Genomic DNA, 17,566 nt, shown 5'->3' on the forward strand with positions numbered 1-17,566 from the left:
AAACAACTCCTATGCGAACTGACGCTGTTCACCATCGCCGTCAACATTGCTTACACAACGGCCACAGATTTCAGGGTGTGCAGGATCAGCACCTACATCATCACAGTAATGCCAACAACGCTCACATTTTTCAGCGGTTGTTGCGGCAACTTTAATGTATAAGCCATCAATTTCTGTAGCTTGCGTATCCTCTGGCTGCGTAGTCACAGTTTCAACTGTCACGCCTGAAGTTAATAGTACAAAGCGCAGTTCATCACCTAATGCAGCTAATTTCGCGCTTAGCTCTTCACCTGCATAGATGCTTACGTTTGCTTGTAGAGTTGCACCAATAACTTCTTCTTTACGCGCCGCTTCTAGCACACGGTTTACTTCATCACGAACGTTTAGGATTGTTAACCAATCATCGTTGCTGAACTTACCTTGTGAAGAGGCTTGCAAGCCATCGTACCACACTGAGGTGAATACAAACTTGTCACGCTCACCTGGTAATGCTTCCCAGATTTCTTGCGCAGTGAAGCTTAAGATCGGTGCCATCCAACGGGTCATTGCTTCGGCAATGTGATAAAGCGCAGTTTGACATGAACGACGCGCATGGCTGTCGCTTTTCGCTGTGTATTGACGATCTTTGATTACGTCTAGGTAGAACGAACCAAGCTCACCAGTACAGAAGTTCATTAGCTTTTGCGTTACAAGTAGCATTTGGTACTTGTCGTAAGCCGCTAAGATTTCATCTTGCAGCTCAGCTGCACGGCCCACAATCCAACGGTCAAGCTCAACCATGTCTTCAATAGCAACTTGATCTGTTTTTGGATCAAAACCACTTAAGTTCGCAAGTAAATAACGGCTCGTATTACGAATACGACGATAACGGTCTGCTGAACGTTTAAAGATTTCATCAGATACAGTCATTTCAGCTGTAAAGTCAGTTGATGCAACCCATAAGCGTAAGATGTCAGCACCTAGTTTGTTCATCACGTTTTGTGGTGAAATTACGTTGCCTAATGACTTAGACATCTTACGGCCATTTTCATCAACCGTGAAACCATGTGTTAGCACTTGCTTGTATGGCGCATGACCATTGATAGCAACCGATGTCATCATTGACGACATAAACCAACCACGGTGTTGATCAGAACCCTCTAAGTAAAGATCAGCAGGACCGGTTAAATCTTCACGTGCATCAACCACACATGCGTGAGTCACACCTGAGTCAAACCATACATCTAGCGTATCTTGAACTTTCATGTATTGCTCAGCGTCATCGCCAAGTAAAGTAGCTGGATCTAAGTCATACCAAGCTTGAATACCTGATTTTTCAACTAATTTCGCCGCTTCTTCGATAAGCTCTTGTGTATTCGGGTGAAGCGCACCAGTGTCTTTATCAACGAATAATGCAATTGGCACACCCCATGTACGTTGACGTGAAATACACCAATCAGGACGGCCTTCAACCATGTTTGCAATGCGGCTCTCGCCCCACTCAGGTAACCACTCAGTCTTTTTGATTTCGTTTAATGAATCTTGACGAAGGTTAGCTTGGTCCATACTTACGAACCACTGTGGCGTAGCACGGAAGATAATAGGTGTTTTATGACGCCAGCAATGTGGGTAGCTGTGCGTAAGCGCATGATGATGCAATAACGCATTGTTTTCAGTTAATACGTCAATGACGCTCGCATTCGCTTTGAATACGTGCTGACCTGCAAACATTGGTGTGTCAGGTAAGTAAACACCGTTAGCACCAACAGGGTTAGCTACTTCTAAACCATAAGCAAGACCTGCCGCGAAATCTTCTTGACCGTGACCTGGTGCAGTATGAACAACACCAGTACCAGAATCAGTCGTTACGTGATCAGCCACAATCACAGGCACTGTGAAGTCATAGAACGGGTGAGCAACCTGTAAGTTCTCAAGTGCAGCACCTTTTACATAACCGAGTACGTGGTAATGTTTGAAGCCATAACGGTCCATAGCATCTTTAACTAGCTCAGAACCTAAAATTAGACGTTGCTGTGCACCTTCGTCATCAATTTGTACAAGGGCATACTCAAGCTTTTCGTGAACGGCTACTGCACGGTTAGCTGGTAATGTCCACGGTGTTGTCGTCCAGATAACAGTACTAACTGCACCGCTACCTTCATGGCCTTCAGCAAGTTCAAACGCATTGATTACAGCATCTTGATCAGCAAACTGAAAACGTACATCGATTGCTGGAGACTGTTTATCTTGGTATTCAACTTCTGCTTCAGCAAGTGCTGAACCACAATCTGTACACCAGTGAACAGGCTTAGCACCTTTGTGTAAGTGACCATTTTTAATGATGCGACCAAGCACGCGAATTGCGTTCGCTTCAAAGTCAAAGTTCATTGTTAAGTAAGGCTTGTCCCAGTCACCAAATACACCAAGACGTTTAAAGTCTGTTTTTTGACCCTCGACTTGTTTTTTGGCGTATGCGCGACATTTTTCACGGAACTCAGCAGCAGACACTTTCACGCCTGGCTTGCCTACTTTCTTTTCAACCATTAATTCAATTGGTAAACCGTGACAGTCCCAACCCGGCACGTAAGGTGCGTCGAAGTCAGACAAGGTTTTTGACTTAACAATAATATCTTTAAGAATTTTGTTTACCGAGTGGCCTAAATGGATATCACCGTTTGCATACGGAGGGCCGTCATGCAAAATGAAGGTTTTTTTACCTTTTTTAGCGCTGCGAATTTGACCGTAAAGATCGTCTTCATACCATGTCTTAAGCATCTTTGGTTCACGTTGTGCCAAATTGCCGCGCATTGGAAACGCTGTTTCCGGTAAATTCAAAGTATGTTTGTAGTCGCTCATTAATCCTACTTTCCGTATCGGCTACCTAATTTAAACCAAAACACTGCTTAGCGGCGGTTACATCATCTGCAATCTGCGCCGTCAGTTGTGTTAATGTCTCGAATTTTTTCTCATCGCGAAGCTTTTTAATTAGCTCCACGTGCATAAATTGTCCGTAAATGTCTTGCGCAAAGTCGAAAAGATGAACCTCTAACAATGCGCGTGTCCCATTAAATGTGGGTTTGTTGCCAATATTTGCAACCCCATATAATTCTTTATCACCCACTTTTGCTCTTACCGCAAATACCCCATTTACTGGGCATACTTGGCGTTTTAGCGCTATGTTGGCCGTTCTGAACCCTAATTCACGACCTTTCGCCCAGCCATGAATAACACGCCCAGAAATCGCATAGCCATGACCTAACATGGTTTTTGCATCTTCCAATTGCCCTGCAGCAAGCGCATGGCGAATAAGGGTACTACTCACTCTATCATTGAGTCTGCGAAAACTTGCAGTACTTTTCACATCCATGTTCAGCTCAGCGCCCATGGTTTTTAGTAACGCAAAATCGCCACGACGACGTTTGCCAAAACAAAAGTCATCACCAACAGTTAATGCTTTAACGCCTAGCTTTTCAATCAGTACTTGGCTGACAAACTGTTCTGCTTCCATGTTGGCAAATTGCTGATTGAAGCTAATACAAATCACTCGTTCCACGCCTAATTTAGCAAGCAAACTGAGCTTATCACGTAGTCGAGTTAAACGCGCGGGTGCATTATCTTTGGCAAAAAACTCTTGTGGCTGAGGCTCAAATAACATCACGGTACTTGGCAATTGATGCTTTTCTGCGTCTTGCAGCAAGCCTTTAATCACTTCTGCATGACCTAAGTGCACGCCATCAAAATTACCAATGGTCAACACACAGCCATAATGCTGCGCGCGAATATTGTGAATACCTCTAATTAACTCCATGCCACCTTTTTGCCTTTATCAGCGAGCCCAAAACATTGATATCGGGCTTGAAGCGCCGATTATAATCTTTTTTTTAGTTTGATTCAGTAGTTGCAACACTTTTTATCGTATTTAGTCGCACACCTAGAATGAATAAGGCCGCAAAGTAAACAAAAACCGCCAGCACTAATAATCCACTCAACAGCAGCACTTGCTCAGTAAAGTGCCATGCTTTCCAGGCAAATTGCTGGCCCACATACCATACAGATGCGGCCATTAATAAACTTGAAAACAAACACTTAAAGGTGAAACCAAGGCTCATCGCAGAAAACTGATAAACGCCTTCTTTACGTAGTTGATGATACAACAAATAGGCATTACAACTGGCCGACATCGCGGTTGCTAACGCTAACCCCAAATAGCCAATAAATGGAGCTAGCATAATGTTAAACACCATATTTAACACCAGTGTTTTAATACCAATTTTTACGGGGGTTTTAGTATCTTGACGCGAATAAAAGCCCGGTGCTAACACCTTGATTAACATAAAGCTAACCAGTCCAACTGAGTAGGCCATGACACCGTAACTTACCGCTTTTACATGATCAATTTCACCGTCCTGAAATGCACCATGATCAAATAAAACCGTAATAATGAGCGGGCTTATCACCATTAAACCAAACATAGCAGGCAAGCCTAAGAAAATAACAAATCTCACCCCCCAATCCAGGGTTAGCTGAAAATCTTTTGTGCTTTTAGTGCTATGTAGCTTAGACAATGCGGGTAAAATTACCGTCGCGATACCGATACCGAATAAGCCAAGAGGAAACTCAATTAAACGGTCTGAGTAGTAAAGCCACGCGATAGAACCGGTCATCAACATTGAGGCAATCATGGTGTCGAGCAACAGGTTTATTTGACTGATAGACACGCCAAACAAGGCTGGTAGCATGAGTTTTCGCACTTTTTTAACGTTTTCATCTTGCCAGCCCCATTTTGGGCGGCTCAGCATACGGGCACGGTACAAAAATGGCAACTGAAACAGTAACTGCACTACCCCCCCAACAAATACGCCAATGGCAAGGGCATAAGCCCCAACTGAAAATTTATCGTGCAATAAAACTGCGCAGCTAATAATCGATATATTCAACAGCACAGGTGTAAACGCTGCAACAGCAAAGCGATTATAGACGTTCATGACCGCACCGCTCAGGGCAACCAAACTCACGAAAAATAAATAAGGGAAAGTCAGTTTTAACAGTGCACTGGCCAGTACGAACTTCTCGGCATTTTCGCCTCCTTGCCACCAATCAATAAACCAGCCAGTTCCAAATAAGGCCGCTATAACTGGAGAAGCAATAACTCCGAACAGGGTAACAATTAATAAAATAGTTCCTAACGTACCGGCTGCTTGAGCCACAAACAACCGGACTTTATCATCACCTTGTTGCTCTTTTATCTCAGATAAAACCGGCACAAATGCTTGAGCAAAGGCTCCTTCAGCAAATAAGCGTCTTAGGAAATTAGGAATTCGATTGGCAAATAAAAACACATCCGCAGCAGCACTGGCACCTAGGAGATTCGCCACAACCGCATCTCTTACTAACCCTAAAATACGCGAGATCATCGTCATTGCACTAACAATCATCCCAGAACGAAATAATCCTTTTGCCACCTTAAACCCATTATCAAAAAACTTCTAAGATGGGCGATTATGCCTAAAATATCTTTAAAGCACTAGGCTCGAACCCGACCCTTTGTTACAATGGCGATATTAACTGCTAAAGCGGCAAATTGATGTTCGTTATAAGGAGCAGTTTTTCTTGAGATGTCAAAATTTCGTTGACATTCATGATAAAAACAGGCATATTCCACGGCCTTTAAATTAAGCTTATTTTAAGATTGTTAGGAGCAAACCTTGGCTAACATCAAGTCTGCAAAAAAACGCGCTATTACGAGCGAAAAAAATCGTCAACATAACGCAAGCCGTCGTTCAATGATGCGTACTTACTTCAAAAAAGTAGTTGCTGCAATTGAAGCGGGCGACAAAGAAGCTGCACAAGCGGCATTCGCTGTTGCAACACCTATCCTAGACCGTTACGCAACTAAAGGTCTAATCCACAAGAACAAAGCAGCTCGTCATAAGAGCCGTTTAGCAGCTAAAATCAAAGCGCTATAATTTGTTTTTGATGAATATGAAAAACCGGCTTTTGCCGGTTTTTTTTTGTTTGTAATTTAACAAGGCACTTTTCTAAATGCCCCAATAGTTAATTAGCTAGACAATTTCTAGTTCTGGGTAAAACTTTTTCAGCATTGCCGCAATTTTCTTAGGTGTAAACGGTTTTACTACAAATCCTTTAGCGCCCTTTTCAATTGCTTCTTTAACGTTTTCTACTGTTGAATGAGCCGAAACCATCACGACATTCGCTTCGGGCGAAATTTCATTTATTTGCGTGATAATCTCTTTACCATCTCCATCGGGTAATTCAATATCTAGAAAAATTATATTGAACTCTTTCTCTTTACATGCGCTTAAACACTGTGCGGCTGTAGAAGCTTCACGTACATTATCGATACCAAGGTGCATTAATGTTTGATTTAGAAAACTGCGGACCGTACCTACGTCGTCCACAATTAGAATTGAAAGCTGCGTATCCATACTATTCCTCTTAAACTATGAAGATAAACACTCATTGCACTGTAGAGTGTAACGCATTTAAGCTATGAGTGATTTGAATTTGACTATTATATCAAAAACTTCGTTATAATCTCATTATAGAGACCTATATTTAAAAGGCCAGATAAGCTTTATGTCTAATAAAATAAAAAAACAATCTTTACTTGGTAAAGCTCCTGCACGAAAGAAACCAACACAAGCGAAGCGCCAAAGACCAGTAAACCAACAACAAGCGCGCGCACTAGCTGCTCAGCACAGTGCTCCTGAAGTAAAACTCAAGAAAAGCAAAACACGGTGGTATGTACTCGCAGCAGTTGTATTAATTCTGCTAATTACGCCAAAACCCGTGTTAATCACTTACGAAAAGCTAGGTATGGTCTCACAAAGTATATTTTGGCCCGGGGTTTTTGGTTATGGTGCAAACTTATTTGATTCTACTCTTAGCCCCCGTGCAGACCTAAGCCGCAACATTATTTACCTGTGCCAAGATAAGCGTAAACCAGACACCTGTCAGAAGTACCGAGTTACAGAACAAAATGGATTTTTTGCAGCGATGAAAAAGCTGATAATGGATTAAAAAATCTAATCCGAAAATTTAAAATTACTTGGTTGAAAGCTGTGTAAAAGATCACCATAATGGCGCTCCTTTTTCAACACAGACACGATCAGATACGACCATGCTAAACGAGCTAGATTGGCTTTTAAACTTAACGTTACTTGCACTAGGACTAGGTGCATTTTTTATTAACCAGCTAACATTACTGCGTTTTGCAGCGATTAGCGCGTGTAGTTTATTATTTTTATCGTTTAGTTTAGATCTGATGTCATCAAGCGTAATATCAAACATGAGCTTGGTGTTGATCAACACATTTTATTTATTCAAGGTCTACACATTTGGCCAGTTGAATATTAATCAAGGTTAATCTTCCCCTAAGATAAATTGATAGAATAGGCTATATCATCTATCAGCATTTATGCCCAAGCAGTCCCCTGCTTGGGCTTTTTTTTGCTTACAAAATGGTTGAACTGAGATACCATAAACGGCGTATATATACCCAAGCCACCTCAAGATGCAGAATTCAGCGTTTCACAGGTGCTTAATATCAAGGCGTTACTTTGCAAGAATGGTGGTCCCTTTTAAGAAGTAACAACGATGAGAGTAAGTGCCTGTGAAACGCCCAGAGGGTTGGTTTAAAAGCGATTTATACTGCGTTATTGATTTTAACAATAGAACCACTATTATTTGCAATCAATGCCTTGCCTAAATCGCTTTTAATTCCAACTGAAACTCGCACCTTGAGGTGGTTTGGGTATAATTAATTTGGAGGTACCTTATGTCATTAAACGACTTCGACTTATTTCTCTCATCTATGGAAGACGTAAAACCTCTTAAGCATGACACTGTTCAATTTGATTCCACCAAGCAAGGCCCTTCTTTAGCGCAACAAGAAAAACGTAAAGCAGCTGAGTGTGATTTAGCAATTGATGAAAACTATTTGCGCAGCGAGTTCGTCGAGCTGTTAGATCCTCATGCCATATTGGCATTTAAAAAAGATGGCGTACAAGGCCAAGTATATAAAAACTTACGTTTAGCTAAATATCAACTCGATGCCACGCTTGATTTGCATGGTCAGCCTCTTCAACGTGCACGTAGTACGTTATTTAATTTTATCGATGACTGTCATAAACGAAATATTCGTGTCGTACTTATTCGCCATGGGATTGGTATCAAAAATAAATCACAGCCAGGTATTTTAAAGAGCTATACCAATAAGTGGCTGCAAGAAATTCCAGCGGTTTTAGCCTTTCACAGTGCCCTTAAGCATCATGGTGGTAGTGGTGCAACGTATGTGATGATTAAAAAATCTGACGAGAAGAAACACGAGAACAGAGAAATCCACTCAAAAAGAAGTTAGTTGAATAAGCGATTAAAGTGCAGCATCTAAACGTGCTGCACTCGATGAGCATGCTGTGTGGTTATGATTGACTAACTTCAATGTCCTGAACTGGTTGCTCCGATGCATTAGCTTGGTTAAACCATGCTGACACACCTAAAACGATAACTGACACGACGACCAGACTAAATTTAGCTCCACTTTGATTAGATTTCATAACGCCTCTTTTATTATTGTTTTTTTATTGAGCAACTCCAGAATAGCAAAATTACAGATGTTAACAAGACGTTTATTAAACAAATTTACAATGTGTCAATAACCTTTTGTTCTATCAACCTGATTTATTAGCTCTTTACCTTCAGTTAATCTTTTGGCATTACCTGCAATTTGCAACGAGACAGACTCTAAATCTGAAATTGCAGCACAGTGAGGCGTTAAGGTCACCTTTTGATGAGACCAGTAAGGGTGCGCCTGAGGTAAAGGCTCTTCGCTGAATACATCAAGGGTGGCGCCACGTAATTGCTCACTATTAAGTGCCTCGAGTAAATCTTCATCGACAACATGTTTGCCTCTGGCAACATTAATTAGCACCGCATGGCTTTGTAGTTTACCCAGCAGTGATTTATTGATAATGCCCTGAGTGTGTTGGTTAAGTGGTAGTAAGCACACGAGATAATCAATTTGACCGAGCATGTCATCTAACCCCTGCTGTGTGTAATAGGTGCTTACTTCAACGTCGTGTTTTTCACTATTAGACCAAGCACTTACTTGAAAACCATTTGCGAGTAAACGCTTTGCACTGGCTTTGCCTAATTCGCCGTAACCTAAGATACCCACATGTTGATGTGAATACGCTCGCTTTGGCTTCCAAGTACCCGCTGATTGTTTTAAATAATATTCTTTGAGTCTCAGCTTGTGCGCCAATACATGCCCCAATACATACTCTGCCATATCATTAGCAAGGTTATCATCAACAATTCTAACAACAGGAATATGCGCTGCTATCTTTGTTAAGTCGATGCTATCAACGCCTGCACCAAATGAAGAAACTGCTTTTAAATTTACTAGTTTAGGCCATAAATCAGCGGGCGCATTCCAGGCCAGTACAAACTCTACGGCTTCGTAGTCTGTGCACTCAGACCAAAACTGTACGTCAATCTCTGGTAATAACGCTTGTAATCGAGCAATTAATTGGCTGCAATCTCGGCCTGTTACAGCTACAAGTAAAATCATTGTCTTCTCCATTTTAGCCTCGAACACGAAGCGCTCTTTAAAAAGTCACACAACTGCAACCTAACTGTCACAGCGAACTCTTACCCTAACCTCATCGCTAAATGCGTTTATGTTTGAGGTTTGTATGATCAGTGTTGATAAAGTAATAGAAGCAAATTTACCACAATTAGAAAATTCGCCAAAAGTAAAAGGCTTAGTAAAGAAAGGTCTGGGTTATTTATTACATGAGCAAGAATTTGTTGCCTTTGGTGATGCATACCCACACTTACAGGGGCTTGAATTTGTAGAGCAAGTACTTGATGAGCTAGACTTTGACACGCGCTACAAGCCAAAGCAAATGGAACATATTCCTAGTGAAGGTAATGTCGTTATTGTCGCTAACCACCCTATCGGCTCTCTTGATGCATTAGCGCTGATAAAAGTCTTATCAAGTGTACGTCCTGACTTAAAAGTCGTTGCAAACCGCATGCTGATGTCAATCACTCCGATGCACTCGTTACTCCTTCCCGTTGATAACCTCTCTGGTACGAGTAAAAAGAAAGAACTCGCTAATATCCAGCAACACTTAAAATCAGACGGTGCATTATTAATCTTTCCTGCAGGTGAGGTATCGCGCTTAAGTCCAACGGGCATTAAAGACTGTAAGTGGAACAGTGGTTTTTTACGTATGGCAAAAAAAGCCAACGCACCTATTTTGCCTATTTACATCAAAGCGAAAAACAGCCCGTTATTCTACGGCACCTCAATGATCTACAAACCCTTAGCCAGTTTGTTATTAGTCAAAGAGATGTTCAAACAACGACAAAAATCATTAGAGTTTGAAATTGGCGCGTCCATCCCACCTGAGTCATATTTAATCGAAAATTTAAAAGATAAAGAAATAGCTCAGTTGATAAGAAAACAACTGTATCGACTTATCACAAAAAAACCGCTGCCGTTAAAAACGCAAACCCCCATTGCCAGTCCTGAAGCAACGAAAGACCTTAAAAAAGCCATTGAAGAGTGTGAGCTATTAGGTGAAACCTCTGATGGTATGAAAATTTATTTATATCAATACTGTGGTAGCTCACCGATTTTCCGTGAACTAGGACGACTTCGTGAAATTGCGTTTCGGGCAGTCGGTGAAGGCAGTGGTAAACGCCGTGATATAGATAAATACGACATGGATTATCAACACCTCGTTCTGTGGGATGCTAAGCAACTTGAACTAGTCGGCGCATACCGACTTGCCTGCGCACAAGACGTTATACAAAAACATGGCCGCAAAGGTTTATACACCGATAGCCTATTTAGCTACAGCGATGATATGACACCGTATTTTGAAAAAGGCATTGAGCTCGGTCGCAGTTTTGTGCAACCCAAATACTGGGGCAGAAAGAGCCTAGATTATTTGTGGTTTGGCATTGGCGCATTTGTGAACCGGTACCCGCAATATCGCTATTTATTTGGCGCGGTCAGTGTGTCAAACGCGCTCCCCGAGCAAGCTAAATCGCTATTGGTTCACTATTACCAGCATTATTATGGTGCTAAACAAGTATTAGCCATTCCAAACAATGAATATCGCCATACCGAATCACAAAAAGAGCAATGTGCTCAGTTATTTGCTGGGGATGATATTAAAGAAGATTTTGTTGAACTTAAGCATGTGCTTGCCAATATTGGTGCGCAAGTCCCAACCTTATTCAAACAATACACAGAGCTTTGCGAGCCAGGAGGCGTACAGTTTTTAAGTTTTAGCATCGACCCTGAGTTCAATAATTGCATTGATGGATTAGTGCTTGTCGACTTAGATAAAGTAAAAGCGAGTAAAGCCAAACGATACTTAGGGCAGCCACGCGAATAGTCGTTATAAAATAGCTTAAAAAAGTCGGCATATTCGCCGACTTTTTCTTTTTAATTAAAGATATTTCTAAGCGCAGCTAAGTATATTTGCTCAATAGTTTTTAAATCTGCGATAGGAACATGCTCATTAACTTGATGAATGGTATGGTTTCGCACGCCACATTCAATCACTTGCGTGTGCTCATTAGCAAAAAATCGCCCATCTGATGTGCCACCACTGGTACTAAGCATAGGGAAGCTGCCTGTTACTTTATGTACGGCTTGTTCAAGCTGCTGCAACAAGCAATTGCTCGCCTGATGCAAGGTATAAAATGATTCGCACGGACGCTCCCAAACAAGCGTTAGCCGCGAGGCTAAATCTGCCAATGCAAACTGAATTTCTTCTTTAACGTCTTTACTTTTGTAGCCATGACTATAACGTACGTTAAACGTGATCTCACATTGAGCCGGCACAAGATTATCGACCACATTGGCTATATTAATGCCGGTTACTTGCAGTGTTGTTGCCGAGCTTGTTTCATCTTTGTGCCAGCTAATTGCCGTTAAGCGCTTTACGACCTCTGCACTTAAATGTGCAGCGTTTATGGTGTTTTCTGGATAAGCAACATGCCCAGCTTTACCTTGAATAGATAATCGAGCAGACAACGCGCCTCGCCTGCCATTTTTAATGGTATCACCCACATGCTGATGACTCGTCGGCTCGCCAACAAGGCAACCATCAAGCACAACACCTTGTTTGGCTAGACGCTCAGCAATCAATAAGGATCCGTATTCAGCTTCGCCCTCTTCATCTGAGGTTATTAACCAGTAAAATGTGCCGCGTTTATTGCTATTTTGCGCTAAAAAACGTTTTGTTGCGCAAAGCATCGCAGCAACACCGCCTTTCATATCTGCTGCGCCACGGCCATAGACACTGCCATCGACTATCTCGCCACTAAAAGGATCAACTCGCCAATCACCTTCTGCAGCAGGGACCACATCAATATGGCCAGAAAAAGCAACGATAGGGCCTTCACCAAAGGTGATTTTAGCAATTAAATTAGTAACATGATTAAAGCTAAATACCTCACAATCAAAGCCAAGCTGGCTTAAGTTACCTTCAAGCCAATCAATTGCACCAGCTTGAGCGGGCGTTACCGATTTAAATCGGAGCAAGGTTTGTAATGTTTCAACCACCTCAGATTGCACCGACTGGTGCGTTACTAACTCTACATTTGATATCAAACTCATAATAACCCTAATCAGTTAGAAAGCTTAGGTTATTACAACGAGAGATTATGACCGCAGTGTGAAACTTAAATTAATGATTTCCTTCTTCAATAAGGGTTTCTTGGGTTACCTTGGCAATGTCTTTGTCTTCTTTGGTTAATTGTGTTCGTTGCCAACGACCAGCTGCGAACCAAAGATAAGTAATAATCGCCACAAGTACATTCGTAATAGCAAACGAATACCAAATCCCCTGCGGTCCAAGAGAGGTATGCTTAGACAAAATATACGCGGCAGGAAATTGAATAACACATTGTGAAAGCAGTGACACAACCATCGCATTTAGCATGTTGCCTGAAGCCCTAAATGCAGCGACTACACAAAGCTGCACGCCTATTCCGCCCCAAGTTAAGCACATAACCCGAATGAACTCTGCACCACCCGCTATCACAGACTCATCATCAGGAATGAAAAAAGCCACCAAGTATTCAGCAAACAGATATGCAACAACACCCACTATTGTCAGGCCCAGCAGTCCCCAAAGTGAGGCTAATCGTGTTATTTGTGCTGCACGCTGTGGATTTCCCGCCCCCATGTTTTGACCAACCAAAGTCGAAACAGCCATTGAAAGACCCATTGCCGGGATCATCACCATTTGTAAAATATTAGATCCAACACCATAAGAGGCAATCGTGTGCGTACCAAAGCTTGCCACCAAAAACGACATAATGATTAAACCAAAGGCTCGCGCAGAGAGTTCAACCGAGCCTGGCGCTCCTAAAAAGAAGGCTTGCTTCATATACTGCCAGTCTGGTTTAAAACTAGAGAGTTTAAGTTGAATGCCGTGACGCCCTCGCAAAAACACCCATACCCCGATTGCAGCCGCTAAACTTTGCGTGATAAGTGTGGCTAATGCAGCGCCCATTACGCCAAAACCCGAAAAGTCACCAAAACCAAAAATCAGTAAGGGGTCAAGCACAAAATTGAGTAACACAGTACCGCTTACAATATAGAGCGGCACCTTAGTTTGCCCTATACCACGCATTAATGCTTGAAACATGGCATAAATAAATACAAACACAACGCCGATAAAAGATACATGCATAAATTTAAGGGCATCACCAAACACTTGATCTTCAACACCTAATAAAGTCAAAAAATATGGTGAAAGCATATAGCCTATTAAGCCAAGTATGGTTGCGGTAATTGTCACCATTAACATAGTTTGGGCAGCAACGTGATTAACCTTATCTTGCTGACCCGCTCCCATGTATTGAGCGGATAAAATAGCGCCCGCCATTGCCAACCCAGAGCCAATAGCAATCACTAAAAAAGTGACCGGCATACTGACAGAAACGGCAGCTACTTGCTCTGCCCCTAAGCGGCCTACCCAAAATGCATCGGTCAGTTGATAAGCCGACTGCAAAATATTGATTAAGATGATCGGGATACCTAATTTAAGTAGCGCTTTTGAAATCGAGCCATGAAGAAATAAGTGCTGAGGATCAGCCATGCAAAACACCTAATAAGCAAATAACACCGTTAGTTTACCAGCCGCAACTGAATATAGAGTCAATAAGAGTCAATCTTTTTTTGATCTTCCCATTTAAAAACTTAATCTAAATCAAAAAATGGCTTCACTTAGTTCAAACATTTTTGAAACTTTGATCTAGAACAGGTTTTGTCCGCTGCAACTTAGTAATAATAGCCTCAACCAAATAAGACAAGTAGTTCGCGGAGAACAACATGAAAACTAAATTAAGCATTGCATTACTTACTTCACTATTAGCACTCTCTCCTGTTGCAAACGCAAACTTAAGCGTGAATGTAGGTGCAATTAATGTAAACCCTGATAACGACAGCTCAAAAATCAATGAAGCGCCAACGTTAGGACTTCGTGGCGATGACAATACCCAATTAGGTATTACGATTGATTACTCTTTTAATGACAACTGGGTTCTTGAATTAGTTGCAGCGACACCATTTAGCCATGATGTTCAAGGAACTGGTGGCTTAGCGGGCAATAAAATTGCCGATATTAAGCAATTACCACCATCACTAATCGCCCAGTACCACTTCTTAGACTCAACTTATAAGTTCCGTCCTTTTGTGGGTGTAGGTATTAACTTTACAACCTTCTTTGATGAGAAACCTTCTGCGGCTTTAAAAGCAACATTAGGTACTGACGATGTAGAAGTGAAACTAGATGATTCATTTGGCTTTGCAGCTCAAGCTGGTTTTAACTACATGATGAGTGAAAACTGGGGCCTACATGGCATGGTTTCACTAATCGACATCGATACAGACGCAACAGTTTATGCTGACGGCGCAAAGGCATTAACTTCAACGGTAGAAATTGACCCAGTTGTTGCTATGTTCGGTGTTAAATACAAATTCTAACTTTCATTTTGTGAAAGCCCATACGCACAAAAAGGCCATTTAATGGCCTTTTTTTTCATCTTCATTTAGTCGATTACAAATTTATTCTTTAACTCTGGCATCATATTTGTTAAACCCTAGTAAACAAATTATATTTTTGAAAAAAAACATTTTTTTGAGCTAAACTTCAATTTAAGACGTATTTATTTTGCTAAATTTCAACGGACTAAGAAATATCTGAATTTTCAGAGCCAGCGGTTATTGTTCCCGATAACCAACAAAGATACAATATAGCAATAATAATATTGACCTATACAATGTAAAAAAAATGATAACGAGGCTTGCCTTTTGAAAAAGATTATCAACTATTTACTTATAATTTCATGTTTAACCTTAACAGCATGTAAAGTGAAAGACCCTGATGAAGATAAGCCGCAAGAGCAAAAGCAAGATTCCATCAGTGCTAGAGAAACTTTACTTGCTGGTAAGGCTGATTTATCCCTATCAGTGGTGGATGAGAGTAAAGCCAATTTAAGTAATGTTGTCATAAAAGTCGCAGGACAAAGCTACACATCAGATGCCAATGGCAAAGTTAACATTAGCGATTTGCCTTATGGTAACCATGCCTTAATGGTGCAACAAAACGGTTACTTTGCAAAAGCAGGGGTTATCGTTAATCAACCAAATTATGCAACTTCTCAAGTACAATTAGAAACAAAAGCTCAAAACAGTAAAAGCCTGATTTTTGCTGGAGATACTATGTTTGGACGCCGTTATTTAGATCCAAGCTTATCGACTATGGGAACAAACATCCCCGATGTTAAAAATGCACTTATTCGCCCTGAAACAGCTGGGGCAGATAGTGTTGCAATTACTGCCGATGTTGCTGAGCTATTTTTAAATGCAGACTTTGCTTCCGTTAACTTTGAATCACCAGTAACAAGCAACCCTAGTGCCGTTCATCCAACAAAAGAGTTTAGCTTTTTTTCTTTACCTGATTCACTCCAAGGACTTTCAGCCATAGGCGTTGACTATTTGGGGCTCGGTAATAACCATGTGTATGACTATTTACAATCGGGTCTTGAAGACACACTTATAGAAGTTGCAAATGCGGGGTTCTTACACAGTGGTGCTGGAATAAATGACACTGACGCTCTTGCACCTGTGAATGCTAGTCTTGGGGACATTAACTTAACACTTTTTGCTGCAACCTCTATCACTGGAGATGAGCATGAATTTAATTATGTTGCAGAGCAGAGTAAAGGAGGTGCGGCAGATCTTACCAATGCAAATGCAGTAAATGATACTCTACAAGCGCTTGATACTAATAATTTTATAATTGCACAAATGCATGGCGGTGATGAATATAGTTACTCGCCAACAAGTTATATAGACGGTCGGTTCCAAGCTCTTTCTTCGCAAAATACTGATTTATTAATAGCTCATCACCCTCACGTTGCTCAGGGTTTTGCTGTTTATAATGATATTCCTGCAGTACTCGGCTTAGGTAACTTTGTGTTTGATCAACCTAGATTAGACACTCTATTAGGTGTTGCGGTGATGATTGACCTAAACGCAGACACACAAACAGTAAATCGTGCCTTTGCTTACCCTATTTACATTGAAGACTACATGCCTCGTTTTACCACTGGCTTTTTAAGTAACTATTTAGTGCGCCGTCTAGCAGAGTTCTCAGATGACTCGGTAACGTTAATACCGCGTGACAATTATGCTGAAGTATATTTCTCTAAAGACCAAGCAACAAAGCGTACTTCACAAGTGATCGTTACACTCGATAGTAGCAGTGACATAATTGACTTACGTCAATATGCACCATCATCCGCTGCATACTTGTCTAATATTGAAGTGACTAGTGGTGAGCTTAGCAATAGTATTTTAGGCCGAGACATCATGGTATTCGGCGATTTCGAAGACTGGGATAACGACTCAGAAGCTTTTGAGGTAAGTCGCTGGGATCATACTAGTGATAGCGTTTTTCCTTGCACCGATAAACCCTACGCTGGGATTCAAGCTCTTTGCTCTAGCCGCGATGAGTTTGACAATACCCCTTCCATCATTCCTTTTAGACACACTATGCGAGTGATGGAATTGATTGACGAAAATGGAGCGCCATTATTGAGTAAAGATTTCTCATTATATGGCTACTTACAATCTGAGAATGGTGGCAAGCTAGAAAGCTTGTTAACTTATACAACCGAAATTGATGATCTTACTTTTTCGGAAAATGAAGTAGTTATCAGCAACGGAGGTGATAACTCGTGGCAAGTATTTAGCCATGATTTCAGCTTACCTTCTGACGACTTTACCCTTGGCCCAAAAAACTTACCGCCTCGTGGTATTAAGCTTCAATTTAGACAATATGCGCCAAGTAATGGCGAAGCAATAACGCGCTTAGACAATATCGCGATGATCACTTGGCAAAACCCAATCAGTCTTGAAAATAAGCAATGGCAAACCAGTAAAATGCATGGATTTGACTTTTTAAAAGTCTCTGCAAGTAATGATACGAGTATAAAGCTCACTTTCACTTTACTTGACTAAGGAGGA

15 protein-coding genes are annotated in these 17,566 nt (G+C 41.3%); 7 read left to right on the forward strand and 8 right to left on the reverse strand.

What is annotated here, in order from left to right; translation table 11 throughout:
* Window positions 1–9 precede the first annotated feature (9 nt).
* The 3 genes from ileS to murJ all read right to left on the reverse strand — a co-directional run bounded on the left by ileS (window position 10) and on the right by murJ (window position 5,441).
* On the reverse strand, window positions 10–2,835 hold the full coding sequence (ileS, locus tag L1272_RS03725) for an isoleucine--tRNA ligase (protein WP_235372773.1): 2,826 nt from the start codon (window positions 2,833–2,835) through the stop codon (window positions 10–12).
* Window positions 2,836–2,860: 25 nt separating this feature from the next.
* On the reverse strand, window positions 2,861–3,787 hold the full coding sequence (gene ribF, locus L1272_RS03730) for a bifunctional riboflavin kinase/FAD synthetase (RefSeq protein WP_187490126.1): 927 nt from the start codon (window positions 3,785–3,787) through the stop codon (window positions 2,861–2,863).
* A 73-nt stretch (window positions 3,788–3,860) separates the two neighbouring features.
* Window positions 3,861–5,441, reverse strand: a complete 1,581-nt coding sequence (gene murJ / locus L1272_RS03735) for a murein biosynthesis integral membrane protein MurJ (RefSeq protein ID WP_268795023.1) — start codon at window positions 5,439–5,441, stop codon at window positions 3,861–3,863.
* Window positions 5,442–5,684: 243 nt separating this feature from the next.
* Between murJ and rpsT the strand changes: the two genes are divergently transcribed.
* A complete protein-coding gene (rpsT, locus tag L1272_RS03740; RefSeq protein ID WP_036967030.1) occupies window positions 5,685–5,945 on the forward strand; it encodes a 30S ribosomal protein S20 in 261 nt (86 codons plus the stop codon).
* A gap of 96 nt (window positions 5,946–6,041) precedes the next feature.
* Here the strand turns inward: rpsT and L1272_RS03745 are convergent, their stop codons facing one another.
* Entirely contained in the window at window positions 6,042–6,425 is a 384-nt protein-coding gene (locus L1272_RS03745) for a response regulator (protein WP_054551762.1), read from the reverse strand.
* Window positions 6,426–6,576: 151 nt separating this feature from the next.
* Between L1272_RS03745 and L1272_RS03750 the strand changes: the two genes are divergently transcribed.
* From L1272_RS03750 to smrA, 3 genes are all read left to right on the forward strand, one after another.
* Window positions 6,577–7,020 (forward strand): hypothetical protein, encoded by a 444-nt coding sequence (locus L1272_RS03750; RefSeq protein ID WP_235372774.1) that lies wholly within the window; start codon window positions 6,577–6,579, stop codon window positions 7,018–7,020.
* Window positions 7,021–7,120: 100 nt separating this feature from the next.
* A complete protein-coding gene (locus L1272_RS03755; protein WP_054551958.1) occupies window positions 7,121–7,366 on the forward strand; it encodes a hypothetical protein in 246 nt (81 codons plus the stop codon).
* Window positions 7,367–7,777: 411 nt separating this feature from the next.
* Window positions 7,778–8,359: a DNA endonuclease SmrA gene (gene smrA, locus L1272_RS03760; RefSeq protein WP_054551764.1), complete on the forward strand. Its 582-nt coding sequence runs from the start codon at window positions 7,778–7,780 to the stop codon at window positions 8,357–8,359.
* Between the two features lie 61 nt (window positions 8,360–8,420).
* Here the strand turns inward: smrA and L1272_RS23100 are convergent, their stop codons facing one another.
* Together L1272_RS23100 and L1272_RS03765 are read right to left on the reverse strand one after the other, a co-directional pair.
* Entirely contained in the window at window positions 8,421–8,555 is a 135-nt protein-coding gene (locus L1272_RS23100) for a hypothetical protein (protein WP_262387613.1), read from the reverse strand.
* A gap of 95 nt (window positions 8,556–8,650) precedes the next feature.
* Complete coding sequence (locus L1272_RS03765) at window positions 8,651–9,571, reverse strand: 2-hydroxyacid dehydrogenase (protein ID WP_235372775.1); 921 nt, start codon at window positions 9,569–9,571, stop codon at window positions 8,651–8,653.
* 124 nt (window positions 9,572–9,695) lie between these two features.
* Here L1272_RS03765 and L1272_RS03770 point away from each other — a divergent pair, with 124 nt between their 5' ends.
* Window positions 9,696–11,414, forward strand: a complete 1,719-nt coding sequence (locus L1272_RS03770) for a lysophospholipid acyltransferase family protein (RefSeq protein WP_138616947.1) — start codon at window positions 9,696–9,698, stop codon at window positions 11,412–11,414.
* Between the two features lie 50 nt (window positions 11,415–11,464).
* On the opposite strand, the gene dapE is transcribed toward L1272_RS03770, so the two are convergent.
* The gene (dapE, locus tag L1272_RS03775) at window positions 11,465–12,643 is read right to left on the reverse strand and encodes a succinyl-diaminopimelate desuccinylase (protein WP_235372776.1); all 1,179 of its coding nucleotides are present in this window, start codon (window positions 12,641–12,643) and stop codon (window positions 11,465–11,467) included.
* 70 nt (window positions 12,644–12,713) lie between these two features.
* Entirely contained in the window at window positions 12,714–14,132 is a 1,419-nt protein-coding gene (locus L1272_RS03780) for an MATE family efflux transporter (RefSeq protein ID WP_054551768.1), read from the reverse strand.
* A 233-nt stretch (window positions 14,133–14,365) separates the two neighbouring features.
* Here L1272_RS03780 and L1272_RS03785 point away from each other — a divergent pair, with 233 nt between their 5' ends.
* Both L1272_RS03785 and L1272_RS03790 read left to right on the forward strand, forming a co-directional pair.
* Window positions 14,366–15,019: an OmpW/AlkL family protein gene (locus L1272_RS03785; protein WP_235372777.1), complete on the forward strand. Its 654-nt coding sequence runs from the start codon at window positions 14,366–14,368 to the stop codon at window positions 15,017–15,019.
* Window positions 15,020–15,346: 327 nt separating this feature from the next.
* A complete protein-coding gene (locus L1272_RS03790; RefSeq protein WP_235372778.1) occupies window positions 15,347–17,560 on the forward strand; it encodes a CapA family protein in 2,214 nt (737 codons plus the stop codon).
* The last annotated feature ends 6 nt before the right edge of the window (window positions 17,561–17,566 follow it).

This window comes from Pseudoalteromonas sp. PAST1 (assembly GCF_021532515.1).
Classification (GTDB): Bacteria; Pseudomonadota; Gammaproteobacteria; order Enterobacterales; family Alteromonadaceae; genus Pseudoalteromonas; species Pseudoalteromonas simplex.

Bases quoted from the DNA above. Each gene is read 5' to 3' on its own strand.
- smrA (WP_054551764.1), top strand. From the start codon at position 7,778: ATGTCATTAAACGACTTCGACTTATTTCTCTCATCTATGGAAGACGTA.
- L1272_RS03765 (WP_235372775.1), bottom strand. From the start codon at position 9,571: ATGATTTTACTTGTAGCTGTAACAGGCCGAGATTGCAGCCAATTAATT.
- L1272_RS03770 (WP_138616947.1), top strand. From the start codon at position 9,696: ATGATCAGTGTTGATAAAGTAATAGAAGCAAATTTACCACAATTAGAA.
- ileS (WP_235372773.1), bottom strand. From the start codon at position 2,835: ATGAGCGACTACAAACATACTTTGAATTTACCGGAAACAGCGTTTCCA.
- L1272_RS03785 (WP_235372777.1), top strand. From the start codon at position 14,366: ATGAAAACTAAATTAAGCATTGCATTACTTACTTCACTATTAGCACTC.
- L1272_RS03780 (WP_054551768.1), bottom strand. From the start codon at position 14,132: ATGGCTGATCCTCAGCACTTATTTCTTCATGGCTCGATTTCAAAAGCG.
- L1272_RS03745 (WP_054551762.1), bottom strand. From the start codon at position 6,425: ATGGATACGCAGCTTTCAATTCTAATTGTGGACGACGTAGGTACGGTC.
- L1272_RS03755 (WP_054551958.1), top strand. From the start codon at position 7,121: ATGCTAAACGAGCTAGATTGGCTTTTAAACTTAACGTTACTTGCACTA.
- dapE (WP_235372776.1), bottom strand. From the start codon at position 12,643: ATGAGTTTGATATCAAATGTAGAGTTAGTAACGCACCAGTCGGTGCAA.
- ribF (WP_187490126.1), bottom strand. From the start codon at position 3,787: ATGGAGTTAATTAGAGGTATTCACAATATTCGCGCGCAGCATTATGGC.
- L1272_RS03750 (WP_235372774.1), top strand. From the start codon at position 6,577: ATGTCTAATAAAATAAAAAAACAATCTTTACTTGGTAAAGCTCCTGCA.
- L1272_RS23100 (WP_262387613.1), bottom strand. From the start codon at position 8,555: ATGAAATCTAATCAAAGTGGAGCTAAATTTAGTCTGGTCGTCGTGTCA.